This window comes from Ralstonia pickettii (assembly GCF_016466415.2).
Lineage (GTDB): Bacteria > Pseudomonadota > Gammaproteobacteria > Burkholderiales > Burkholderiaceae > Ralstonia > Ralstonia pickettii.
Genome location: NZ_CP066771.1, coordinates 745,089 through 768,944, shown reverse-complemented (window position 1 = coordinate 768,944; position 23,856 = coordinate 745,089). Strand labels below are relative to the sequence as shown.

Genomic DNA, 23,856 nt, shown 5'->3' with positions numbered 1-23,856 from the left:
AAACGGCGCCCAGGTGGCGCCGTTTTCTTCGGGCAATGCAGATTACGTCGAAGCATCCGGTGGCACCGACGGCGCGCGGAACAACCGCCAAGCCATCCCGCCCAGCACCGCTACCGCGGCCAACAGCGCGCCCCACAGCACCCACTGGCGCCGGCGGCCACCAGGTGGCTCGGCTGTCAGCGCGTCGGCAGGCGAATCGCTCATCGCGCCAAGCTGTGCCTGCGCAATGGCGGGCGACGCACCCGCCAGCAGATCCGCGCGTGCGACCGGATTGCCGCGCGCCACTTCCGCCACCGCCAGCGTGAACGGCACATTGCCGCGCGCCGCATACGTGACCGTGGCCGGACGCCAGCCGATCGCCAATTCCGGCGCGCCGGCACCCAGGCCGCCGCTGCGCGTGTCGACCTGCAGACGCCAGTAGCGCTCCCCCGTGGCGGGCACCGTGATGGCCGCGCTCTCCTGCTCGCCCTTCCCGTTGGCACCAGCCAGCCGGAACAGGCGGGCAGATGTCACCGGCCGCCAGGGCGCCTGGGCATCGGCCCGCGCATAGAGCGTTGCCTGTGCGACGGTGTTGGCTTGCGGCAGACGGATCTTCACACGCTCGACCGGGAACACGCCGCCGGTATCGAACTGGTAGTCGCCCGCCGCGGGCGTCTGCACTGGCGCCAGCCCCGAGCGCCACTGAATGGCGTTATCCGCAAGCGCCACTGGCGCACCGGCAGCCAATTCTGCGCGCACGGCGTCCGGCGCAGGCGGTTTGCCTTGCCACGTCAGACGCAGGTATTTCGCCCGCAGCCCTGTGAACTCGATGCGGTCCTGCACCAACGTGCTGCCCTGATTGGACAGACGGAATAGCGTGGCCTGAGCGACCGGGCTCCAGTGTTGCAAGTCATCGCTGGCCTGCACGCTCACACCGCTCTGGAATTCCGCAGCGGGCAGCGCAACGACCAGCGCAGTCACCGTGTCACGAAGCTGGCTGAGGTCGACCAACCACGCGCGCACAGACGCCTGCGACAGCTGAGCGCCGCTCGCACGCAGCACGCCATCGGTACCGAGCACGACACCTGCGGCGCCGGGCTTCTGTGCATCGTCGATGGGCGTGGCGAACCAGTGCACGTCGCGCAGCGTGCGTGCCTGGGGCGGCGGATCGCGCGGGATATCGATGGTAAAGGGCACGGGCTCGCCGTCGCCATTGAGGATGCGCAGGTCGGCCAGGGTGGCCTCGTGCGCATGGGCGTAGACGTCTTCGCTCAGCGTGACGGCGTAGTAAGGGGCGCCGGGCGTGCCCGTCAGCGCAAAGCGTTCGGCCCAGGCCGGCGCAGACAACAGCGACGCCACGGCCATCGCAAAAGCAACCTTCTTCACAGGACCTCCCCGGTTCCAGCATCGGCACTGGTTTTGGGCTTCGGCGGCAACGGCGACAGATAGCCGATCAACAACAGCAGCACGCCAATCGCGATAAACGACACGATGCGCTCGACACCCGTGACGCGTGACAGGTCGAACAGGAACAGCTTGACCACCGTCACGCCCAGCAGCGCCCCGCCGGTGAACCACAGCGCGCGGCTGGCGCGCCGCGTGGCAAACACCATCACCGCCAATGCCAGTACCGTCCAGAACATCGACAACGATGCCTGTACCAGCATCGAGGCACCCAGATCGTCCGGTGTGTACGGCACATGCGCCCAATGGTGCAGCGTGCGCAGCAGCACTGCGTTGGCCCAGATGAACAGCGTCGCGCCGATGGCGTAGCCGATCACTATCGGCTCAGGTACGAGCTTCTGCAGTGCCACGCGACGCATCCACAACGCGATAGCGAGGAAAACCAACAGTTGCGCCACGTCCAGCGGGTTGAGAATCGGCAGGTAGAACAGCGGCGCGGCATTGCCGTCGCTGGCGGCGCTCGCCAGGCTCCATAGCCACAGCAGGGCCGCCAGCGGCGCGGCACCCCACAGCAGGTAGGCGCGCTCGAACCGGGCGATCGGCCAGCGGACCCGCCAGCCCGCGCCCGCCAGCAGGGCAAGCAGCGCGCCGTAGGCATAGGCCCAGGCGGCGAAGCTCCAGGTGCCCTCGGGCACGTAGGCGTCGAGGCGCCAGTAGCCTTCCGTGGCCAGTACGCCGCAGATCAGCCAGAACAGCACGGTATGCAGCGGCGCGAGGATGGCGCCCTTCACGTCGCGCTCCTGCCGGCGCAGCAGCACGAAGGCCAGCACCACGGCCGCAATCCACACCAGCCCGCCCCACCCGGCCAGCGGAGAGGGCACCCAGTGTTCGATCGCAGCCAGCGAAATCAGCGCCAGCACCGGCGACAACGCCAGCGCAGGCCACTCGGCCAGCGCCCAATCGAGCTTCCGGCGCAGGCCGTGCGCAGCCCACGCCGTCAGCACGGCGAAGACGGCCCACAGTGGAATGTCCGGCCGGTCGACGGTCTTGCTGGCGATGCGCCAGGCCCAGCGATCAATCTCGTTGCTGCCGCTGCCGAGCCACCACAGCAAGCCCCACCCCGACGCCACAACCCCAAGCACCGGCGCGGCCTTCAGCCATGCACGCGCCTCCGCCTTGCCATGCAGGCGCCAGCCGCTGAAGACGCCCGCCAGCGCAATCAATACCCCGCCGATATAGCGGCTGTTGAGCACGGCCCAGCCGCTCTGCGGCGCCCAATCGAATGCGGCATCCAAGGCGAAGGCGGCGCCTGCCGCGAGTTGCAAAAGGAGGCCTGCCGCCAGCGCCAGACGCCGCTGCTGGCGCACGCCCAGCCAAACCACGGCAGCACCTTCCAGCGCCCACACCGCACTGGTCGTGCGCCCATCGAAGGCCAGCGGAATCGCCAGCGCGATGAAGATCACGCCGAGCGCGAACATCGCCTCGTACAGCAGGCCAAGGCTGGCACGCCTCGGCGCCAGCCAGCCCGCAATCCCCAGATAGAACGCGGCCAGCGCGGTGGCGCTCCACGCCATCGCAAACGGAATGTGGTGCACCAGCCCAGTCTGCAAACCCATTGCCACCAGCGGCGTGCCGAACACCAGCGTGCCGTCAACGTAGTTGGTGAGGCTGACATGGCGGCGCAGCGCGGTCAGCAGCGCAATGCTCACATACATCAGGAAGAAGAGGATCAGGAACGGCTCGGTGCTCGCCAGCAACGACGGCTGATAGCGCAGCACGCCCCACGCCGTGGCAATGCCGAACGTAAAGACGAAGCCGAGCAGATTCAGCGCCCGCCACGCCCGGAACCACGCAATGGCGAAGATGCCCGCGTTCAGCAGCGCGTAATAGCTGAACAGCGCCACGTGGCTGCCCTGTCCAGTCGAGATCAGAATCGGCGCCAGGAACCCGCCCGCGCTGCCGGTAAAGGCGAGCGCCGGCGCGTTCTGCTTGACCGCCAACCCGGCGGCCAGCGCGCAGATCAGCACCAGCAGCGGAAACGCCATCCCAGGGTTGAGCAACGGCACCACGCGCGTCGCAGCAAACACCGTCAGATAAAGCACGCCGACCCCGCCGCCCTGCAGCACGAGCGCATAGCCCGGACGCTTTTCGCGCAGGCGCCAACCGATGCCGAGCAGCACGATCGCCCCGACCGCCACACCCGCCAGCCGGAACTCAACCGGCAGCAGGCTATTGTCCGCCGCGTACTTGAGCAGGAACGCCACGCCGAAAAACAGGACCAGAATGCCGACCCGCACCACGCTGTTGCCGCCCAGTAGCCAGTCGCGGGCAGCGCCCACGGCGCGCTCGACCCAATCGGGCTCGTGCGGTGCCAAGACGGGCACGGGCTGGGGAACAGGTTGAGGCGTCGGCTGCGGAACCGACACCTGCGGCGCCGGCACAGGCGCGGCAAGCGACTCCACCGCTGGCAACGCCTCTGTCGCGGTCGGCGGCGATTCAACGGCAGCAGCCTCCATATCGGCAGGCGCTGCAAACGTTCCACCCCTGATTTCAGCCAGTTGCCGACGCAGGAGCGAAACCTCATGCTCAAGCCGCGCCACACGCTCCTGCAGCGTCGCGGGCGGCGGCGACACGGCTGCCTGCGTGGCCGCATGGCCCTGCCCCGCGCCGGTTGTGCCCGTGCCGTCGGGCAGATTGGCCCACTGCGCACTGGCCCGCTTGTCCATGTACAAAATCAGCGAGGCCAGTCCCAGACCGATCACCGCCCCAAAGAACGCCCCGACGACGCCCCCCGACAGGCCTCCGAGCAGCAGCCCCACGATTCCGAATATCCAACGCATCGTTCTGATTGTCCTGGTTTGGATAGGAAAACCATGCGCCGACTGGCGCACGCACCGCTCGTATACCGCAAACGGCTGCCGTTGGGAATGCGCCCCGGCAATGCCTTCAGCTTCATCGGCCCGTGCGACAATGCGCGCTTTGCCAAAAACGGCCCATTTGCCGACCACCCGCATGGCCCTGAAATCCACGATCTACAAGGTCGATCTGCAGATCGCCGACATGGATCGCCACTACTACGCCAACCACGCGCTGACCGTCGCCCGCCACCCGAGCGAGAACGACGAACGCATGATGGTGCGCGTGCTTGCCTTCGCCCGCCACGCCAGCGAAACACTTGCCTTCACGCGCGGCCTGTCCGAACCCGACGAGCCCGAACTCTGGCAGCGCGATCTGACCGACGCCATCGAGCTGTGGATCGACCTCGGCAACCCCGACGACACGCGCATCCGCAAGGCCAGCAACCGCGCAGAGCAGGTCGCCGTCTACACATATAGTGGCAACGCCAGCCGCGTGTGGTGGCAGCAGACCGAGACCAAGGTCACGCGCTTTGCCAACGTATCGGTGTATGAAGTCGCGGCGGACACCGTGGCCGCGCTGGCCGCCATGGTGGAACGCACCATGCGTCTGCAGGTCACCATCCAGGACGGCGACATCTGGATCGCCAACGACGCGGACAACGTCCACGTCCAGCTCGAAACACTCAAGGCCGCAACCGCTGCCTGAGCCTGTTCCCTTATCACCCACGCCACTCCACGAGGCTCATCATGACCATCGAAACCACCGCAAGCGGCCTGCAATACGAAGATGTCGTCGTCGGCGACGGCGCGCAAGCCACGGCTGGCCAGTACGTCACCGTGCACTACACCGGCTGGCTCTACGAAAACGGCCAGGCTGGCAAGAAGTTCGATTCCAGCAAGGACCGTAACGACCCGTTCGCCTTTCACCTGGGCGGCGGCATGGTCATCAAGGGCTGGGACGAAGGCGTGCAAGGCATGAAGGTCGGCGGCACGCGCAAGCTGATCATCCCGGCAGCCCTGGGCTACGGCGCACGCGGCGCGGGCGGCGTGATCCCCCCGAACGCAACGTTGCTTTTTGAAGTCGACCTGCTGGAAGTCTGATCCTGCGCTAGAATCCGCCCCGGCTTGCGATGCATCACACGGTGCATCACGAGCCGCCTCCCCCGGCGGGGTGGCAGAGTGGTCAATGCTGCGGCTTGCAAAGCCGTATAAGACGGTTCAATTCCGTTCCCCCGCCTCCAGTTTCCGGCTGCGCACGCTTCACCGTTGCGGCCGCGCCATAGTCAAGCCTCCGCCTACACGCGCAACGCCCTGTTTCCGGGCCATCGGCCGTCCGCTTGCGTGACCACTCTTGACGATTGCTCTATGCTTGCGACATGGCCGTCACCCGAGAGGATCTCGAACAGAACCGGTTGCGCGCCGCCCTGGGTGATTCGCCCGTCGCGTCGTCGTTGCTGACCGAGGCTGCGCTGGAAGCGTCGCTTGCATCGACGCTCGCGCGGTTGTCGGCTGCGCACGGCGACTGCCAGGACGCCTGGGTGTTCGGCTACGGCTCGCTCATCTGGAACCCGATGATCTTCCACACCGAGGCCGCCCGCGCCACGGTGCACGGCTATCACCGCGGCTTCTACCTCTATTCCCGCATCAATCGCGGCACCTGGGACAACCCGGGGCTCGTACTCGGACTGGACCGTGGCGGCAGTTGCCGAGGCGTCGCCTTCCGCGTACCGCGCGACCGTGCCGAACATGAATTCCGCGTGCTCTGGCGCCGCGAAATGCTGACTGGCGCATACCTGCCCCGCTGGCTGCCTACCGAGATCAACGGCCGACGCGTCCTGGCGCTGGCCTTTGTCATGAACCGCGCGCATGAAGCCTATGCCGGCCGCCTGCCGGACGAGCGCGTGGTCGGCTGCCTGCGCGAGGCGGTCGGACTGTACGGCCCGGCACGCGAATACCTGCAGCGCACGCTGATCGGCCTGGCCAGCAACGGGCTGCACGATCCGTATCTGGACCGCCTGTGGTCGCGCCTGCAGGCGACCGACGCGGCAAACGGCCCCTGCGCCACGACCGATGCAACGGACGCAACCTACACCGCGCCGCTGCCCGATCCCTATCTCAGCGCCTGAACCCGCCCGCCATGCTCATCGCTCCGCATCCCGCGCTCAACCAGCTCATCGGCGTCATGCTGGGGATGGCGTTGGCTGTGGGCGACATGGCCAACGCGTGGCAGGAGCAGCATCTGCCCATCCTGCATGTGGCGGCCAGCGCCGGCGCGAAAGTCGCACCCGGTGCGACCCACGCCGCGGACACCCGCCCCGTGCGCCGCAGCGACCCGGCCACGCGTGACCGCGACCTGATCCTTGCCGCACAGGCCGGCAACACGATGGCGATCCAGTCGTTGCTGGCCGAAGGCGCCAGCCTCAAGGCGCGCGACGCCGATGGCCGCACCGCGCTCATCGCTGCCGTCATGGCGCACATGGGCGCGGCAGCACGCCTGCTCATCCAGGCCGGTGCCGACGTCAACCTGCAGGACAACACGCAGAACAGCGCCTTTCTGCTCGCTGCCAGCCAGGGCGATGCGGAAACGGTGCGCTTAGCCCTGTCGCACGGCGCCAACCTGCGCGCCACCAACGCTGACGGCGACACCGCGCTCATCCCGGCCGCGCGTCGTGGCTATGTCGAAGTCGTCAATGAACTCGTGAAGGCCGGCGTTCCACCCGATGCCACAAACAACCTGGGCCTGACCGCGCTGATCGAAGCCGTGGCGCTGGGCGATGGCAGCGACAAATACGAGAAGACCGTACAAGTTCTGCTCGACGGCGGAGCGGACCCGAACCTGGCCGACCGCGGTGGCGTCACGCCGATGCGGCATGCGCGTCAGCGTGGTTTCCACGGCATCGGCGCGCTGCTCTTCAAGGCGCGCGGACATTGAAAAAGGGGCCACTCGGGCCCTTTCTCTTGACGCGCTCCTTACGCGGCGGCCGGTTTCTCGGCCGCCTCATTCCTTGCGTTTTCCTGCTCCTGCAGCGTGCGCCACATCACCTTGCCCGTGCCGGACTTGGGCAGCGCATCCACAAACTCGACCACGCGCGGGTACTTGTAGGCCGCCATGTTGTCGCGCGCCCAGTTGATGATGTCGTCTTCGGTGGTCTTGCCCTTGGCGTGGGCCTTGAGCACCACCACTGCCTTGACCGACTCGCCGCGATACGCATCGCGCGTGCCGATAATGCAAGCCTCCTGCACGTCGGGATGCTTGTACAGCAGGCTTTCCACTTCGGCCGGCCAGACCTTGAAGCCCGACGCGTTGATCATGCGTTTCAGCCGGTCGGTGAGGAAGAAGTAGCCGTCTTCGTCCATCCTGCCAAGGTCGCCCGTGCGGAAAAACTTCTTGCCTTCGAATTCGATGAAGACCTCGGCGGTGGCCTGAGGCTTGCCCCAGTAGCCGAGGAACACCTGCGGGCCGCTGACAATGATTTCGCCCACCTCGCCCGGGGGCAACTCCTTGAGCGTCTGCGGATCGACGATGCGCGCATCGGTGTTGAACACGGGAATGCCCAGGCACTGCTGCTTGGCGCGATCGGCCGGATTGCTGTGCGTCGGCGCGATGGTTTCCGAGAGGCCGTAGCCTTCCTGGTACGCCAGGTTGAAATCCTTCAGCAGGCGCTCGGCCACGGCCTGCGGCATCGCCGCGCCGCCGCCGCCGATGTAGGCGAGGCTCGACAGGTCGAACTCCGCGAGCTGCGGACTCGCCAGGAAGTCGATGACCATGGTGGGGATGTTCGTCCAATGCGTGATCTTGTAGCGCGAGATCAGCCGCCCCGCCACCTCGCGATCCCAGCGCGGCAGCATCACGACCGTCGAACCCATGTAGATCGGCGCGTTCATGCCGTACTGCATGCCGGTCACATGGAACAACGGGATGATCGACAGGCTCACGCCTTCCTTCGTCCCGTTCGACCACATCGAACCGCCGACGATGTTGTGCATCACCGTGCGGTGCGGGTGCATGCAGCCCTTCGGGAAACCCGTCGTGCCCGACGTGTACGGCATCACGGCAAGGTCGTCGGGTCCAGCGGTGTGCGGGCCGGGCACAAGGCGCTGCGCGAGCACGTCGTTCCATGCAACGGCGCCGGGCTGCGCCGGATGCTGAGCGGTGATCCAGGCGGGGGGCGCATCTTCGGGATATTCGTACGTGGCAGGCAGCGCATCGGCGTACGACGTGACCAGCAGGTGCCTGGTGCGCTGCGCTTCCGGCAGCTCGGCGTTGGCCGTCGTCACATTGACGGCCAGGTCGGCGCTGCAGATGACCGTGGCAGCGCCCGAATCGGTCACGTAATGCTTGAACTCTTCAGGCCGGTTCATCGGATTGACCGGCACGACCACCGCATCGGCCCTCAAGATGCCGTAGTAAGCGGCCATGAACTGCGGACAGTTCTGCATGTACAGCAATACGCGATCGCCCTTCTGCACGCCCGCCACCTGCTGCAGCCAGCCGGCTACGGCCACCGCGTCATCGTGCAGTTCGTGGAATGTGGTGTGCCGACCGTAGAAGATGACGGCATCCTTGTCCGGATAGCGTCGCGCCGACACTTCCAGGTTGTACCAAAGGCTCGTTTGCGGCGAGCTGATGTTGTGCGGCAAACGTCGGGGCCAGAACTGGAAGTGCGGTCGTGTCATGCCATGTCTCCGTAAATCTGTGTGTTGTTTTTACCCGATGGTATCCGAACGATCGTTCTATTTTCAACCGTTGCTCTGACATACGTTATGCGGCGGGCAGACGGACGGCAGGCGGCCTCGAAACGGCCCGGCCCACCCCAAGTAAAATGCACGATACCTCTCGCCGGCGGATATGCCGGCGCCATTGCCCCTCAGGAGAAGCCCGACGATGAGCGACATCACCTCGCAGAATTTCGCGCAGGAAGTGGTCGAAACCTCACGCCAGATCCCGGTGCTGGTCGATTTCTGGGCGCCGTGGTGCGGCCCGTGCCGCACATTGGGCCCGATGCTGGAAAAGCTGGAGGCCGAATATGCCGGCAAATGGAAGCTCGCGAAGATCAACTCAGACGAAAACCCGGAACTTTCTGCCCAGTTCCATGTGCGCAGCATCCCGTACGTGGTGGCGTTCGTCGATGGCAAGCCGGTCGACCAGTTCGTCGGCGTGTTGCCCGAAGCGCAATTGCGTGCCTTCCTTGACCGCGTGATTCCGCAACCCGCCGAAGTCGCCTATCGCGAAGGGCTCGCCGCGAGCCAAGCCGGCGAAACCGCCCTCGCGCGCGAAGCGTTCCAGAACGCGCTGGCCTTCGACCCCGGCTTCGATGCCGCGCGCTTTGCGCTGGTGAACCTGCTCCTCGACACCGGCGACGCGCATGCCGCGCAGGGCGAATTCGCCTTGCTTTCACCCAAGGCGCCGCAGGATGCGCGCTATGCCCCGCTGGAAACGCGCCTGAGGGCCACCGAACGGGCCGATACGCTGCCCGATGCCGGCGCCTTGCGCACGGTCGTGCAAGCGCAACCGGACAATCTGCAGGCACGGCTCGACCTGGCACAGCAGTACATCGCCGGCCAGGATTACGAAGCCGCCCTGGAGCAATTGCTCGCCATCGTCGAGCGGGATCGCGCCTTCCGCGACGACATTGCGCGCAAGACCATGGTTTCGGTGTTCGACATGATGCGCGACGCGCCCCAGGCGGTATCACACTGGCGCCGGCAGCTTGCGTCCAAATTGAATTGAGGCAGCCATCATGCGATTGATCTACGTGGCCGATCCGATGTGTTCCTGGTGCTACGGCTTCGGTCCACAGTTGGCTGACCTGCGCAAGCGGCTGGCGGACACGCTGGGCGCACCGGCGCCTGTTACGGTCATCACCGGCGGCCTGCGCCCCGGGCAGCGCGAACCAATGGCCGCAGACAAGCGCGACGAAATCCTCCACCACTGGCATGCCGTGGCCGAACGCAGCGGCATGCCGTTCGACCAGTCGCCCGCGGTGGCGATGCGCCGTGACGGCTTCGTCTACGACACCGAACCCGCCTGCCGCGCCGTCGTCATGGCGCGCGAACACTGGGCAGAGGACGACGAACGCGTGCTCACCTTCTTCCATGCCATCCAGCACGCCTTCTACGGCGAAGGCCGCGACACCACACAGGCCGGTGTGCTGCGCGACGTTGCGCTCGCCAATGGCGTCGAGGCGGAACACTTCGATGCTGTGTTCGACACGGATGCGCTGCGCGATGAAACGCGCGAAGACTTCCGCCTGTCGCGCCGCTGGGGTATCACCGGCTTCCCCAGCTTGCTGGCCGAACAGGGCGGCACGCTGTACCAGATCGGGCGTGGCTATGCCCCGTCCGTGGCGCTCTATGCGCGGGCGGTGGAAGTGCTGCAGCAACATCCCGCGCCGGACGCCGGCTAATACGTTTGCCCGTCGTCAAACTGCGGCGTGGTGTGCGTCGCTTAAGCTGATCGCCTCGCCCATCCAATTCTTCAGCCTGCCATGCCCGTGATCGAATGGTCGGAGGCACTCCAACTCGGAGATGCTGCCACTGACGCCAACCACGTCGAGTTCTGTGCCTTGCTCAATGCCGTTGCAGATGCATCGGATGCCGAGTTCATTGGCGCGCTCGATGCCTTCATCGACCACACCGAGCACCACTTCGCTGAAGAAAACGCCTGGATGGACGCGGCCGACTTCCCCCCGCGCCACTGCCACCGCGGCGAACACGACAATGTGCTGGCGCTTTGCCGCGAAGTGCGCAAGCGCGCCGCCGCTGGCGAGATGGAACTGGGCCGTCGGCTGGTGGCGGAATTGCCCGCCTGGTTTGCGCAGCATGTCGACGTGATGGACCGCATGATGACGACGTATCTGGCGCAAATGGGCAACGCGATGCGCACCATGGAGCACGTTGGCTGAACACAGGTTGTCGACCGGCGGTCCGCTGCCTAGAGTCAGAGTGGCCCTGCCCGCAGGCCTTCGTTGCGCGGGCGTCCACTCCACTCTGGGAGCGCCCATGAAGACCGTCAACGATGCCTCGTTTCAATCCGATGTGATCGACGCCTCGCAACGCAACCCGGTGGTGGTGTGCTTTGCCGCGGAGTGGAGCCACCCGAGCCAGTCCGCCGTGGCCAGCCTCGAGCAGATGGAATCGAGCTACGCCGGACGTGCCACCTTCGTCACGATGGACTTCGACGAAAACCAGCACACCGCCGATCGATACGGCGTGTCGGTCATGCCCGGTTTTGTGGTCTTTGCCAACAGCCAGCCCCGCGATGGATGGTCGGGCGTATATGCCGACACCATCCGCGAGAAGCTCGATCAGGTCATTCCTCGATCAAGCAATACGCCATCAGACGCCGGCGATCGCCCGCAGCGCCGTTGACGCGGCCACCATCCCGAACACCGCCGTCACACATACGGACGAACCAAACCCCGCGCATGCCAGGCCCTGCGGCCCCTGCGCAGGCTGTGGCGCGGGCGGCGCGTTGACCACGGCAATGTGGCCCGCCGCTGCAAGGTCGTCGATGCCGGCGTGGCTGGACTCGACCGGCAACTCCACAGCGCACGCCTGCTGCTCGGGTTCGGGGTAGCGCAGCGGCTCGTCGGAGAACACCGCGTCGATACCAAAACGCGACTTCGGGTTTTTCGAAAAGCCGTGCTGGCGACGCAGGTTGCCGCGCACCTTGGCCAGCAGCGGGTCTTGAATCGTGCGCGAGAGATCGGTCACGCGAATGCGCGTGGGGTCCAATTGCCCACCCGCGGCGCCGCACGTCACGACGCGTTTGCCGGTGCGTTTGCAGAACGCAATGATGGCCGTCTTCACTTTCACCGCATCGATCGCGTCGATCACGTAATCGAACGGATGGCCGAGCAATGCTTCGGCGTTCTCGACCGTCACGAAATCATCAATGCGGCTGATCTCGGCGCGCGGATTGATCTGCAGAATGCGCTCTGCCATGGCGTCAACCTTGGCCATGCCATACGCGTCGCCCAGCGCGTGGATCTGGCGGTTGGTGTTGGACACCGCGATGTGATCGAGGTCGATCAGCGTGAATTTGCCGACACCGCAGCGCGCCACTGCCTCGGCCACCCACGAGCCCACGCCGCCGATACCGATCACGCAAACGTGCGCCGCCGCGAAACGCTCAAGCGCTTGGGGGCCGTACAACCGGGCAACCCCACCAAAGCGGCGTGCGTATTCGTCATCGAGGATGGGCGGGTGCGCTGGCGCGCTGATTGCTACTTGGCTCATGACACAATTGAATCGTGGTTGCGCCGAACTATATATCAACGCGCGCGGTCGCATTTTTGTGCCAATACCGACAAAAACACGATGCGTACATCCGGCAAACTCGCCCTCGGACTGGTCATCACACCCGTCGTCATCGTGGCAGCGGCGGTCATCTTTGTGCTGACGTTCGACTGGAACCGCGCCAGGCCTTATCTCAATGATCGCGTCTCGCAAGCCATCGGACGCCCCTTCGCCATCAACGGCGATCTGGTGCTCACGTGGAAGAAGCCCGAAGGCGAATCCGGCTGGCGTGCTTACGTGCCCTGGCCTCGGTTCATTGCCAACGACATCACCGTCGGAAACCCGGATTGGGCCAAGCAGCCGAACGTGGCCACCATCCGGCAACTCACGTTTGTGCTGGAGGCGCTGCCGCTGCTCGCGCATCGCATTGTCATCCCGAGCGTCACACTCGACACCCCCGCGATTGCGCTTGAGCGCGACAAGCAGAACCGCAACAACTGGACGTTCGATCTGACGCGCGGCGAAGGCAACAACAAGAAGCCCTCAGACTGGAAACTGGACCTGCGCGAAATTGCGTTCAGCAGGGGCTCGCTGGCGCTGGACGACGACATCAAGCGCATTCACCTGACGGCAACCGTCGACACCATAGACAACCAGACGCTGTACACCGCTGCTAACGGCACGGCCATCAAAAGCGCGGATCAGCCCGCCAAGGAGCCGGCTGCGTCCGGCGCCGCAGCCTCCGCTACCGCGGCACAGACGCCGGCGGCGCCGGATCCGCAGCAGCCTTATGGAATTGCGTGGACGGTCAAGGGCACCTATAACAACGCCGCCATCACGGGTAGCGGGAAGGCGGGCGGCGTGCTCCGCCTGCAGGACGCGCAACGGCCCTACCCGCTGCAGGCCGACGTGACGGTCGGCAAGACACGCATTGACCTGGCCGGCACGCTCACCAACCCCGCCAGCCTGACAGCGATCGACTTACGCCTGCACTTGTCGGGCGCGAGCATGGCGCAGCTGTATCCGCTGACTGGCGTGGTGCTGCCGGATACGCCCCCCTTCGACACGCGCGGCAGGCTGATCGGCGAGTTGCGAAAACGGGGTTCGACGTGGCGCTACGAGAAATTCACAGGCCGCGTGGGCGGCTCCGATTTAGGCGGCACCCTCGCCTATACGATGCGCGAGCCCCGTCCGCAATTGACGGGCGAGTTGGTTTCGCATCAATTGCTGTTTGCCGACCTCGCGCCCATCATCGGCGCCGACTCCAACGCCAGCAAGGCCAAGCGCGCTGACCCGAGCACCGACCCCGGCGACAGCAAGACCGTGCGCCAGCCTGCCGACAAGGTGCTGCCGGTGGAGCCCTTCCGCACCGATCGCTGGAACGCCATCGATGCCGACGTGAAGTTTACCGGCGAGCGCATCGTCCACACCGCAGATCTGCCGATCAACCACCTTGTTACGCACGTCAAATTGCAGGATGCGGTGCTCACGCTGGACCCGCTTAACTTCGGCGTTGCGGGCGGTACGCTCAGCTCCAACATCCAGCTCGACGGGCATGCCACGCCCATGCAGGCGCGCGCCGCGCTGGCAGCACGGCACTTCAAGATCAAGCAACTGTTCCCGAAGATCGAGTCCGTGCGTGCAAGCGTGGGCGAGATCAACGGCGATGCGCGGCTCTCGGCCACGGGCAACTCGGTGTCGGCACTGCTCGGCTCTTCCAACGGCGAGGTGAAGATCCTGGTGGAGCAAGGCACCATCAGCAAGTTCATCCTGGAAGCCATGGGGCTGAACGTCGGCAACGTGATCCTGACCAAGCTCTTTGGCGACAAGCAGGTCACCATCAACTGCGCGGCCGGCGACTTTGCCGTGAGCAATGGGCTGGCGCAGGCACGCACGTTCGTGGTGGATACACAGGATGCCGTCATCGACGTGACCGGCGCGACGAGTTTCAAGCAGGAAGCGCTGGACTTCACCATCCATCCGGATTCGAAGGGGCTGCGCGTGTTTTCGCTGCGCACGCCGCTGTATGTGAAGGGCACTTACAAGCATCCGGATGTGTCGGTCAACCCGGCCGTCGTGGCGCTGCGGGCAGGCGGCGCAGTGGCGCTGGCACTGACGGCGCCGGTGGCGGCGGTACTGCCTGTGCTTGAGCTCAAGCCGGCGCCCGAAAGCGCCTGCGGCAAGCTGCTCGCGGATGTGCGCCAACGCCCGATCGCACCGCCGCCCGGCCAGACATATCACAGCAAGAAGCCGGGCCGCACGCCGGAAGGCGATTTGAAGTCGACGCAGCCCGACTCGGGCAAGACCGCAGCGCCGCAGCGTCGCGCAGGCCCGCCGTCGCGCGAACCGCTGACCACCGGCGGCTGAACCCCGCCGCCGGCACCATCGCCGCTACTGCAATGAACGCCGCTTTGCGATGGCTTCGGCAGTCACCCCCGGCGTGGCCGGGTCGCCAAACTGGCGTGTGACGTAATTCGTCAGCGCGGCGAGTTGTTCGTTGGACAGCTCACGCCCAAACGCCGGCATGCCGATGTGCTTGTCGCCTGCCTTGCGTTCAATGCCGAACAGGATCACCTGCACCAGGTTGGTCGTGTCCCGCGTCCCGACCGTCGAGTTGTGCAGCAGCGGCGGGTAATAGCCATCAGGCGTGCCGCGTCCATCGGCCTGGTGACACGTGGCGCAATTGCCGAGGTACAGACGCGCGGCGTCGATGGTGGTCTCGATGGGCTTGCCGCGCAGCGCTGTCACATCGGTGGCGGGCTTGCCCCAATCCTGCCGTGCGCGTTCAAGGTTGTTGCTCACCGCAGGCACGGTCCGCAGATATTCGGCGATGGACTCGACGTCCTGCATCGTCATCCGCGAGAAGCTGTGCTGCACCGCTTCGCCCATTGGGCCCGCGGCTTGCGCCACGCCGGGCACGCTGCCGGTGCGCAGGTATTGCACGAGCTGTTCCCGCTTCCAGGCACCGATGCCGCTCGTTGGGTCCGAGGTGATGTTGAATGCCGTCCAGCCCGCGAGCGTTGAGCCCGCCAGATAACCGCTGGCGCGCTCATCCAGTGCCTTTTCCTGCATGGCGAAACCGCGCGGCGTGTGGCACGTGCCGCAGTGTGCCAGCCCTTGCGTGAGGTACGCACCGCGATTCCACGTCGGAGATTTGTCGGCCTTCGCTACGTACGGCTCGCTCTTGAGGAAGATGAGGTTCCACAGCTTGAGCGGCCAGCGCATGTTCAGCGGCCAGCGGATGGTGCTGCGCGGCCGTCGGTTTTCCACCGCCGTGACGCCGTTGCGGAAGTACGCATAGAGATCGCGCATGTCCGCATCGTTGATCTTTGCGTACGATGGATACGGCATGGCGGGATACAGATTATTGCCGTCATCGTCCACGCCTTTTCGCACGGCGCGCTCGAATTCTTCGTAGGTCCATTTGCCGATGCCGGTCCTTTCATCGGGCGTGATGTTGCTGCTGTAGATTGTGCCCAGCATCGGGATCTGCATCGGCAAGCCGCCGGCAAACGGCTTGCCGCCCGGTGCCGTGTGGCAGGCTGCACAGTCGGCCGCAATGGCGAGGTATTCGCCGCGTTTGATCTGTGCGGTGTCGGCCGGCGTGTCCTTCGCCCACGCATTCGCCAGCAGGCCAGTCAGCAACAGCAGCGAGAAGGAAGCGATCGCTTTCATCTCACGCCTCCTTCTTCAGTTGATCGGCAATCCTCAGGGCCAGTGCCGCGATGGTCAGCGTCACGTTGACGGTGCCCACCGTCGGCATGGCGGAACTGCTGCTGATGAACAGATTCGGATGGTCGAAGGTCCGGCAATCCTTGTCGACCACGGAGTCTTTCGGATCGGCCCCCATGATGGTTGCGCCGGTGATGTGATTGTTGGGTGCGAAGTCGTCGTGGAATTCGACATTGGTGCCGCCCATTACCTGGGCTGCCGTCGCGTAGACCTCCCGCGTATGCACGGCGCTGCGTTTGACGTAATCGTCAATGTGGTACGTGATCTCGGGGCGTGGAATGCCGATGGCGTCCACTTCCGTCGCACTCGGCACGATGCGGTTCTCGGGCAGCGGCAAGATCTCGTGAAAGCTGTCGAACTGCACGTAGCGCGCGGCCTGGTCGCGAATGCGTGCATCGAGGTCGGCCGGCTTGATGAGCTTGCCTTCCTTGAAGATGCGCTGCGTTTCCTGCTCGATGCGCGAGATGTTCGACAGGTGCAGCTTCTTGCCAGCCTGCGTGGCGCGAAACGGCCCATCGCGAAAGCCGATCAGCGACGTCATTTCCTGCGGCCCGCGTCCCGGCCATAGCTTGCGGTCGGCATAGAAGCTCACGCCGGTGCCGGGATGGTCCATCAGGTTGCGCCCCACCATGTCGGAGCTGTTGCCCACGCCCTTCGGAAAATCCTGGCTGGTCGACATCAGCATCAGCTTGGGCGTTTCGATGCCGTTGGCAGCCAGCACGAACCACTTGCCTTCCACGCGGTGCTCGGCGCCTTTCGAATCCTTGTACCGCGCCGCCACGATGCGCTTGTTGGGGCCGACTTCGAGCTTGAAGACCACGGCGTTCTCGATCAGCCGTGCGCCGGCCTGCTCGGCTTTCTCCACATGCACGATGCCGTTGTACATCGCACCGATCGGGCAGATCGGCATGCAGTTGTTGTTGCCGCAGCAGGTGGGGCGACCGTCGTACGGGCGACTGTTGCGCGCCACCGGCTCGGTGACCACGTGGAAGCTCGCGTCGTGCGCATTGAGCGCGTCCTTGATCGTGCGTTCACTGAACGAGAGCGGGAGCGGCGTCATCGGATAAGGCTGGCTACGCGGCGAACCGAGGTCTTCGTCGTTCGGTCCCCAGACGCCGAGGGCCTCTTCGGCCAGGCCGTAATAGCGCTCCAGATCCTGATACTGGATCGGCCAGTCGCGCGCGATGCCATACACGCTGCGCAGCTTGAAATCGTTCGGAAGGAAGCGCCACGTCGATGCGGCCCAGTGCCACGTCGTGCCGCCCACCGCCCGGATGTACTGCGAGTTGAACTGATGCTCACCCTTGAGCACGAGGTAGTTGTTGGGCGGGCCATATTCCGGATGCGGTGCCCATGGCGTTGACGGATACGGCGCCATGAAATCCATCTTGTCGGCCTGGTTGCGGAAGCGCTCGACAATTTCCCAGCGCGGCAGGCGCGGGCCGGCTTCGAGCATCAGCACTGACTTGCCCGCGCGCGCCAGCTCGTACGCCACCAGCGCCCCGGCCACGCCGGAGCCCACCACCACGATATCGGCTTGTTGGCGAGTTTGTTCAGATTGGGCCATCAGGCTTGCCTCTCGACGGGGGGCTCGGCCCAGAAGCCGGGCTGGTTGGGGCAATACGTGCGCATGACGAGCGTGTCTGAAACCACGCTATACATCAGCGCTTGCTCGTACGTGACGACATTGCCGTCGACCACACCCAGGTACCACGCTTCCAGAATCTGCAGCGCGGTCTTCTGCTGCGCATCGGAAAGCGAGCCCACTGCCAACGCCTGCGCCAGCGGCCGCAATTGCGCGGCAAAGTCGGCGCTCGATTTGCCAAGCGCCGCCAGCAACCGCGTGCCCACGCCGCGATCCAGCGCGGGCCGGGCCGTCAGCGCCTGTGACAACGCGATGAATGCATCGAGCGATTCAGTCGGGCCCTGGGCGACCGCGCGCAGCACCTGCGAGCCCGCCAGCCCGGCCGCGGCCAACGCGAGTGTGCCCTGCAGCCACTGGCGGCGCGTCAAGCCGGCAGGGGTGTCGGGATCATGGGAACGGGGGACCATTTTCGACATCCTGTTGAAATTTTTGTGGCAGACGCGGCGAGCGCCGCAGCCTGATACCCTTGACTAGCCAATAAAGCGGCGCAAAACGGATCGCCAGCCTCCCGCCGCAAGCGCAAACCGTGCCAGGCCTTTTGCGCGCAAGAAAATAACGGCAGGCGGTGTTTGTCTATACTCGGCCCGTTCGCATGCCGCATTCGCCACGCTCATGACCTCCATTGCCGATATCCGTACCGATTACGCCCGCGCTTCGCTCGACATCGCCGACGTGGACGCCAACCCCCTGCGCCAGTTCCGCCGCTGGTTCGACGAGGCCCTGAAGGCCGAGATCGCTGAAGTCAACGCCATGACGCTCGCCACCGTCGACCCGCATGGCCAGCCCTCGGCCCGCATCGTTCTGCTCAAGAACCTGGACGAGCGCGGCTTCACCTTCTTCACGAACTACGCCAGCCACAAGGGCGAAGAACTGGCCGCCAATCCGCGCGCAGCGCTGCTGTTCCACTGGATCGGGCTGGAGCGGCAAGTGCGCATCCAGGGCATCGTCGAAAAAGTGAGCGACGCCGAAAGCGATGCCTATTACCACTCGCGCCCGCTCGGCTCCCGTCTGGGCGCCTGGGCCTCGGAGCAAAGCAGCGAAGTGCCCGATCGCGCCACGCTGGAAGCTCGCGAAGCCGAATACCGCCAGCGCTTTGGCGACGCCCCGCCGCGCCCGCCCCACTGGGGCGGCTACCGGCTGCTGCCCGAGCGGCTGGAATTCTGGCAAGGCCGCCCGTCGCGGCTGCACGATCGGCTGGAGTACCGCAAGCATGCCGACGGCAGCTGGACAATCGTCCGCCTCGCCCCGTAGCCTGACGGCAGATGCGCAATACGTTATTGCGCATCGCGTCATGCCGGCACGGCGCTTGCTGCCGAAGGATCGGTCCGGCACGTCCCCGTAAGACCCGCACAGCACAATGGGAAAGTTTGTCGTAAGCTAAAGTGATCCGTTCGGGCCGCAATCCGATGGCCGTCCCGAACACTGGCACATCAGGGAGGCGTCGACATGTTTTTCCAACAGGCGATTGACCGCAAACTTGAGCAGTGGATCCAGGACATCCGCGAGTCTGCCAACCTTCCCGTGCGCCTGCGGTTATGGAACGGTGATCAATACGAGCTGGGCCGCTTCGAGCAGCCCCGCGTCACGCTCACCGTGCGCGAAGCGAGCGCTCTGCCGCTGCTGCTCTCCCCAACGCTGAACAACCTTGGCGAGGCGTACGTCCAGGAAAAGATCGACCTGGACGGCAAGCTGGCGGACATCATCAATGTGAGCTACAGCCTGGCTGCTGCGGCCGCGGTCAGCAGCGGCAATGCGCTGGCCCGCGTGGTGCGCCACTTCGCCCACACGAAGGAAGGCGACAAGGAATCGATCCAGTACCACTACGACGTTTCCAACGACTTCTACAAACTGTGGCTGGACGAGAACATGGTCTACTCCTGCGCCTACTTTGAGAACGGCGATGAAACGCTCGACGAGGCGCAACTCAAGAAGATCGACCACATCCTCACCAAGATCCGCTTGCAGCCCGGGCAGACGTTGCTCGATATCGGCTGCGGCTGGGGTGCGCTGGTGCTGCGTGCCGCCCAGAAGTACGGCGCGCGTTGCCTGGGCGTGACGCTGTCGCAAAACCAGTACGATCTCGCCACCGAACGCGTGCGGGCGGCCGGCTTGCAAGACCAGATCGAAATCCGCATCCAGGACTACCGCGACCTGACCGGCCAGTTTGACCGCATCACCAGCGTCGGCATGTTCGAGCACGTCGGCCGCAAGAACCTGCCCGGGTATTTCCGCCGCATGCACGACCTGCTGGCCGACAACGGCATTGCGATGAACCACGGCATCACGTCGTCGGACTCGGCCGGCGGCGAAAGCTCGATGGGCGGCGGCGATTTCATCGATCGCTATGTCTTTCCGCAAGGGGAGCTGCCGCACATCTCGCTGGCGCTGAGCGCCGCGCAGGATGGCGGCCTGGAAGCGCTTGACGTTGAAAGCCTGCGCCGCCACTATGCGCGCACGCTCGAACACTGGGCCGAGCGCTTCGAGGCCAACGGCGAAACCATCCGCGCAATGGTGGGCGAGAAGAAGTACCGCATCTGGCGCGTCTACCTGGCCGGCTGCGCACACGCCTTCGACGCCGACGAAATCTCGATCTTCCAGACCGTGCTGCAGAAGGCCGGCAAGTCGGCGACGACGATCCCGTGGTCGCGCCGCTATATCTACGCGTAACCATTTGACCGACAGCTCCCCCATCGACGATCTGTTCGGCGCGCCGCCCGCCCTAAGCGACAACGCGACCGCCGAACCCGGCACCTCCGCACCGAAACCCAAACGCTCGCCCGCGCGACAGGGCGTGCAGCCGGCCGTAATTGCGCCCGATGTGGCTGCGCTCGCGCAGCGCTTGCCGCGCGCCCTGCGCATCGGCACGTCGTCATGGTCGTATCCGGGGTGGGACGGGCTGGTATATGCGGGCGAGTATTCCGAATCGATGCTCGCCCGCAAGGGCCTGGCGGCGTATGCCCAGCACCCGCTGCTGCGCACGGTCAGCATCGATCGCGGGTTCTATTCGCCGATCCCACTGGCGGACTACGTCGCCTACGCGGCTAGCGTGCCGGAAGACTTCCGCTTTGCCGTCAAGGCAACCTCTGCCGTATGCGACGCGTGGATTCGTGAATCGGACGGGCGCGGGCGCATGGCCAATCCTGCCTTCCTGAATGCCGAATTTGCGATCCGCGACTTTGTCGAGCCGGCCACCCGCGGGCTCGGGACGCGATGCGGGCCGCTGGTGTTTCAGCTTTCGCCGCTGGGCGCGCTGGCTGAAGATGCCACCGGTTTTGTGGAACGGCTTGCGGCGTTCCTGGCCGCGTTGCCGCCACTCGATCCGCAGCTCAATCCCGACGCCGTCTACGCGGTGGAATTGCGCGACGCCACGCTGCTCACGCCGCGCTTCATCAAAATGCTGCGCGCGGCGGGGGTGCGTTATTGCGTCGGCCTGCATGAGCGGATGCCGGCAGTGGACCGGCAAGCGGCCGCCGTTGCGCTGCTGGATGAAGGTGGGGGTGGCCCGTTGGTGGTGCGCTGGAACCTGAACAGCCGCTATCGCTACGCGCAAGCCGAAGCAGCGTACAAACCGTTCAACAAGCTCGTCGATGAAGACCCGTTCTCGCGCGAAACGCTGGCCGACATGGCGGTCGCCGCGCTGGCGGCTGGGCGCAGGGTAACGATCCTGGTCAGCAACAAGGCAGAAGGATCATCCCCGTTGTCGTGCATCAAGCTGGCCGAGGCCATTGCCGCGCGCTTGCCGGCAGACGCAGCGTAGCCTCGGCGTCCTCTCCTAACCCTGCAAGCGGTGTGCGAACTGCTTGCGGAATTTCGCCACCTTGGGCGAGATGACGAACGCGCAGTAGCCCTGGGCCGGGTGGTCGCGGAAGTAGTTCTGGTGCTCGTCCTCGGCACGCCAGAAGGTGACCTTGCCGTCAGCGGCATCCACCAGTTCGGTCACGATGGGCGCTTCAAAGATGTCGCTGGCGCCCAGCTCGGCGATGGCCGTGCGCGCCGTCGCCAGTTGCTCGGGCGTTTGCGCGAAGATGGCCGAGCGGTATTGCGGGCCAACGTCGTTGCCCTGGCGATCAACCGTGGTCGGGTCGTGAATGGCGAAGAAGATGTCGAGAATCTCGCGATACGGGATCACGGCGGGGTCGAACTTCACGGCCACCACTTCGGCATGACCAGTGTTGCCATTGCAAACGGCACGGTAACTCGGGCGATCGACATGGCCGCCGGCATAGCCGGACACCACGCTCTGCACCCCTTGCACCTGCTGGAACACGGCTTCCAGGCACCAGAAGCAGCCTCCGCCCAGGACGGCGGTTTCAAGGGCGCGTTGTTCAGTCATTCGGATTCTCCTGCATTGATTGGGCTGCCATTGGTCGGCCGAAGGCTCTAATCCTGACACAGGCTCCCCCATATGACCGCAGAATCATGCAAAGCCCTACCCGGGCGCGGCCTATCGCGCGTCCGTTACAATTGAGCATTACTTTCGGTAGTTTTCATGGACCAAAACGGAGCCATTCCCATGGATGCGCGCGACCCGGAATCTTCCGCGCGCGAGGCGTCGGCGCATCGACGCCCACATGGCCGCGCCACCCCGCCCGATTTCGATGCCGCGCATTTCCGGCATGCCCTGTCCCAGTTTGCCACTGGCGTGACGGTGGTCACCACGCGCTCGGAAGGCCGGCCAGGTACGCCGGCGTTCGTCGGGGTGACGGCCAGCTCGTTCAATTCAGTGTCGCTGGACCCGCCGCTGGTGCTGTGGAGCCTGGGCGTGCAGGCGAATTCATTTCCGTTGTTCCACGCAGGCTCGCACTACGTCATCAATGTTCTCGCAGCCGAGCAACTGGCCCTGTGCAAGCGCTTCGCCACGCTCAAGGGCGACCGCTTTGCCAACATCGACTACCGCCTGAGCCCCACCGGCCTGCCGATCCTCGCGCAGTCACTGGCCTGGTTCGAGTGCCATAACCGCAGCCGATATGACGAGGGTGACCACGTCATCTTCGTCGGTGAAGTCGAGCGCTGCGGCGTGATCGACGCGAATGGCGCACCGCTGGTGTTCCATCGAGGCGCGTTCTCGTCGCTCACGCGCATCGGCGACTGACCAGCCAGCCATATTAGGCGGGCGTGCCTGGTTTCTGCGGCGCGTCCGCGTCGATGCCCCAATCCCCGAATTCATACCAGTCGTCGCCGAGCAGCTCGGCGGGGTGCTGCGTGCGGCCCGAGCCGTTGCCGCAGCCCAGGGCGTCGGTGGAGCAATACTTGTCGCAGCCCCAGCAGATGCGCTCGGGGTGCACAGGATGCAGCGGAAACTTCTTGGCCATGGCCCGCTCCGGTCGACAACACAGGGCCACTATCCGCGCATGCTTTCAGTAGGGGATTGATTCTCGTCAGAAAGTCCGGCGCCACTTTCTACTTTGCTCTCCCGCCCTTGCCCGTCGCCTTGCCCTCGAGCGGACGCACGCCCCGCGCTTCCATCAACAGCGCCAGACCGCCGTCGCGGTCCTTGATGGTGCGCAGAACGATATTCGAGCGGATGTCCATCACGCCAGGCGTCTTGTACAGCCGCTCGATGATGAACTCCGAGTAGTGCTGCAGGTTGGGCGCCTGCACGCGCAGGATGTAGTTGCAATCCCCGGTGATGATGTAAGCGGCCACGATCTCGGGCCAACTCTGCACGGCGGCCATGAACGTCTCGTGCCAGCCCGTCACGTCTTGGCGCATCGACACCTGCACGATCGCTTCCAGTTCCAGCCCGAGCGCGGCGCGGCCCAGTTGCGCCCGATAACCGGTGATGGCGCCGCCCTCTTCCAGCATCCGCACACGCCGCAGACAGGCCGACGGCGACAGCGCGACGCGCTCCGCCAAATCCTGGTTGCTGATGCGGCCGTCTTCCTGCAACACCTGCAGAATGCGCAGATCGGTGGTATCGAGTTGCATTCTTCGCGCTTCCTTGCGTCATATTTTGATTACTTTGCATTTTATGCGAATCTGATGCGATGACGCGCA

23 protein-coding genes and 1 tRNA gene are annotated in these 23,856 nt (G+C 65.2%); 14 read left to right on the top strand and 10 right to left on the bottom strand.

The genetic code is table 11. The annotated features are described in order from the left end of the window. Positions 1–42: 42 nt before the first annotated feature. Positions 43–1,365, bottom strand: coding sequence for a DUF3999 domain-containing protein (locus tag RP6297_RS03700; RefSeq protein WP_009238754.1), 1,323 nt, complete (start codon positions 1,363–1,365; stop codon positions 43–45). Then, positions 1,362–4,223: a DUF2339 domain-containing protein gene (locus RP6297_RS03695; protein ID WP_009238755.1), complete on the bottom strand. Its 2,862-nt coding sequence runs from the start codon at positions 4,221–4,223 to the stop codon at positions 1,362–1,364. Before RP6297_RS03695 ends, RP6297_RS03700 begins: the two co-directional genes overlap by 4 nt. A 172-nt stretch (positions 4,224–4,395) precedes the next feature. Here RP6297_RS03695 and RP6297_RS03690 point away from each other — a divergent pair, with 172 nt between their 5' ends. From RP6297_RS03690 to RP6297_RS03670, 5 genes are all read left to right on the top strand, one after another. Continuing rightward, positions 4,396–4,947, top strand: a complete 552-nt coding sequence (locus RP6297_RS03690) for a YaeQ family protein (protein WP_009277325.1) — start codon at positions 4,396–4,398, stop codon at positions 4,945–4,947. Between the two features lie 41 nt (positions 4,948–4,988). Continuing rightward, positions 4,989–5,342, top strand: coding sequence for an FKBP-type peptidyl-prolyl cis-trans isomerase (locus RP6297_RS03685; protein ID WP_004629425.1), 354 nt, complete (start codon positions 4,989–4,991; stop codon positions 5,340–5,342). A gap of 64 nt (positions 5,343–5,406) precedes the next feature. Further along, positions 5,407–5,482 (top strand) — tRNA-Cys (locus RP6297_RS03680). Between the two features lie 135 nt (positions 5,483–5,617). Further along, the gene (locus RP6297_RS03675) at positions 5,618–6,367 is read left to right on the top strand and encodes a gamma-glutamylcyclotransferase (protein ID WP_009238757.1); all 750 of its coding nucleotides are present in this window, start codon (positions 5,618–5,620) and stop codon (positions 6,365–6,367) included. A gap of 11 nt (positions 6,368–6,378) precedes the next feature. Next, positions 6,379–7,173: an ankyrin repeat domain-containing protein gene (locus RP6297_RS03670; RefSeq protein ID WP_009238758.1), complete on the top strand. Its 795-nt coding sequence runs from the start codon at positions 6,379–6,381 to the stop codon at positions 7,171–7,173. 38 nt (positions 7,174–7,211) lie between these two features. Here RP6297_RS03670 and RP6297_RS03665 read toward each other — a convergent pair whose 3' ends face one another. After that, entirely contained in the window at positions 7,212–8,918 is a 1,707-nt protein-coding gene (locus tag RP6297_RS03665) for a long-chain fatty acid--CoA ligase (RefSeq protein WP_009238759.1), read from the bottom strand. A gap of 208 nt (positions 8,919–9,126) precedes the next feature. Here RP6297_RS03665 and trxA point away from each other — a divergent pair, with 208 nt between their 5' ends. From trxA to RP6297_RS03645, 4 genes are all read left to right on the top strand, one after another. Beyond that, positions 9,127–9,972 carry a thioredoxin gene (gene trxA, locus RP6297_RS03660; RefSeq protein ID WP_009238760.1) on the top strand — a complete coding sequence of 282 codons (846 nt, stop codon included), beginning with the start codon at positions 9,127–9,129 and terminating at the stop codon, positions 9,970–9,972. 10 nt (positions 9,973–9,982) lie between these two features. Then, on the top strand, positions 9,983–10,648 hold the full coding sequence (locus RP6297_RS03655) for a DsbA family protein (protein ID WP_009238761.1): 666 nt from the start codon (positions 9,983–9,985) through the stop codon (positions 10,646–10,648). Positions 10,649–10,729: 81 nt separating this feature from the next. Further along, positions 10,730–11,146: a bacteriohemerythrin gene (locus tag RP6297_RS03650; RefSeq protein WP_009238762.1), complete on the top strand. Its 417-nt coding sequence runs from the start codon at positions 10,730–10,732 to the stop codon at positions 11,144–11,146. Positions 11,147–11,243: 97 nt separating this feature from the next. After that, complete coding sequence (locus RP6297_RS03645) at positions 11,244–11,612, top strand: thioredoxin family protein (RefSeq protein WP_009238763.1); 369 nt, start codon at positions 11,244–11,246, stop codon at positions 11,610–11,612. Here the strand turns inward: RP6297_RS03645 and tcdA are convergent. Further along, positions 11,580–12,482, bottom strand: a complete 903-nt coding sequence (gene tcdA / locus RP6297_RS03640) for a tRNA cyclic N6-threonylcarbamoyladenosine(37) synthase TcdA (RefSeq protein ID WP_009238764.1) — start codon at positions 12,480–12,482, stop codon at positions 11,580–11,582. The two genes, RP6297_RS03645 and tcdA, sit on opposite strands and share 33 nt — an antisense overlap. 81 nt (positions 12,483–12,563) lie before the next feature. On the opposite strand from tcdA, the gene RP6297_RS03635 reads away from it, so the two are divergent. Then, a complete protein-coding gene (locus RP6297_RS03635; RefSeq protein WP_009238765.1) occupies positions 12,564–14,849 on the top strand; it encodes an AsmA family protein in 2,286 nt (761 codons plus the stop codon). A 24-nt stretch (positions 14,850–14,873) separates the two neighbouring features. Here RP6297_RS03635 and RP6297_RS03630 read toward each other — a convergent pair whose 3' ends face one another. Genes RP6297_RS03630 through RP6297_RS03620 form a run of 3 tightly spaced genes read right to left on the bottom strand, consistent with a single transcriptional unit; the run spans position 14,874 to position 18,266 of the window. Then, the gene (locus RP6297_RS03630) at positions 14,874–16,157 is read right to left on the bottom strand and encodes a cytochrome c (RefSeq protein ID WP_009238766.1); all 1,284 of its coding nucleotides are present in this window, start codon (positions 16,155–16,157) and stop codon (positions 14,874–14,876) included. Between the two features lies 1 nt (position 16,158). Further along, on the bottom strand, positions 16,159–17,781 hold the full coding sequence (locus RP6297_RS03625; protein ID WP_009238767.1) for a GMC family oxidoreductase: 1,623 nt from the start codon (positions 17,779–17,781) through the stop codon (positions 16,159–16,161). After that, positions 17,781–18,266 (bottom strand): sugar dehydrogenase complex small subunit, encoded by a 486-nt coding sequence (locus RP6297_RS03620; protein WP_009238768.1) that lies wholly within the window; start codon positions 18,264–18,266, stop codon positions 17,781–17,783. Before RP6297_RS03620 ends, RP6297_RS03625 begins: the two co-directional genes overlap by 1 nt. 205 nt (positions 18,267–18,471) lie before the next feature. Here RP6297_RS03620 and pdxH point away from each other — a divergent pair, with 205 nt between their 5' ends. The 3 genes from pdxH (at position 18,472) to RP6297_RS03605 (ending at position 21,616) form a co-directional block, all read left to right on the top strand. Then, positions 18,472–19,110 (top strand): pyridoxamine 5'-phosphate oxidase, encoded by a 639-nt coding sequence (gene pdxH, locus RP6297_RS03615; RefSeq protein ID WP_009238769.1) that lies wholly within the window; start codon positions 18,472–18,474, stop codon positions 19,108–19,110. Between the two features lie 195 nt (positions 19,111–19,305). Further along, the gene (locus tag RP6297_RS03610) at positions 19,306–20,526 is read left to right on the top strand and encodes an SAM-dependent methyltransferase (RefSeq protein WP_009238770.1); all 1,221 of its coding nucleotides are present in this window, start codon (positions 19,306–19,308) and stop codon (positions 20,524–20,526) included. A 4-nt stretch (positions 20,527–20,530) separates the two neighbouring features. Further along, on the top strand, positions 20,531–21,616 hold the full coding sequence (locus RP6297_RS03605; protein ID WP_009238771.1) for a DUF72 domain-containing protein: 1,086 nt from the start codon (positions 20,531–20,533) through the stop codon (positions 21,614–21,616). A 15-nt stretch (positions 21,617–21,631) separates the two neighbouring features. On the opposite strand, the gene msrA is transcribed toward RP6297_RS03605, so the two are convergent. Beyond that, a complete protein-coding gene (gene msrA, locus RP6297_RS03600) occupies positions 21,632–22,192 on the bottom strand; it encodes a peptide-methionine (S)-S-oxide reductase MsrA (RefSeq protein WP_009238772.1) in 561 nt (186 codons plus the stop codon). 180 nt (positions 22,193–22,372) lie between these two features. Here msrA and RP6297_RS03595 point away from each other — a divergent pair, with 180 nt between their 5' ends. Further along, entirely contained in the window at positions 22,373–22,951 is a 579-nt protein-coding gene (locus RP6297_RS03595; RefSeq protein WP_009238773.1) for a flavin reductase family protein, read from the top strand. Positions 22,952–22,964: 13 nt separating this feature from the next. Here the strand turns inward: RP6297_RS03595 and RP6297_RS03590 are convergent, their stop codons facing one another. Continuing rightward, positions 22,965–23,171, bottom strand: coding sequence for a DUF3079 domain-containing protein (locus tag RP6297_RS03590; RefSeq protein WP_004629461.1), 207 nt, complete (start codon positions 23,169–23,171; stop codon positions 22,965–22,967). Between the two features lie 88 nt (positions 23,172–23,259). After that, entirely contained in the window at positions 23,260–23,787 is a 528-nt protein-coding gene (locus RP6297_RS03585) for an Lrp/AsnC family transcriptional regulator (RefSeq protein ID WP_004629463.1), read from the bottom strand. Between the last annotated feature and the right edge of the window lie 69 nt (positions 23,788–23,856).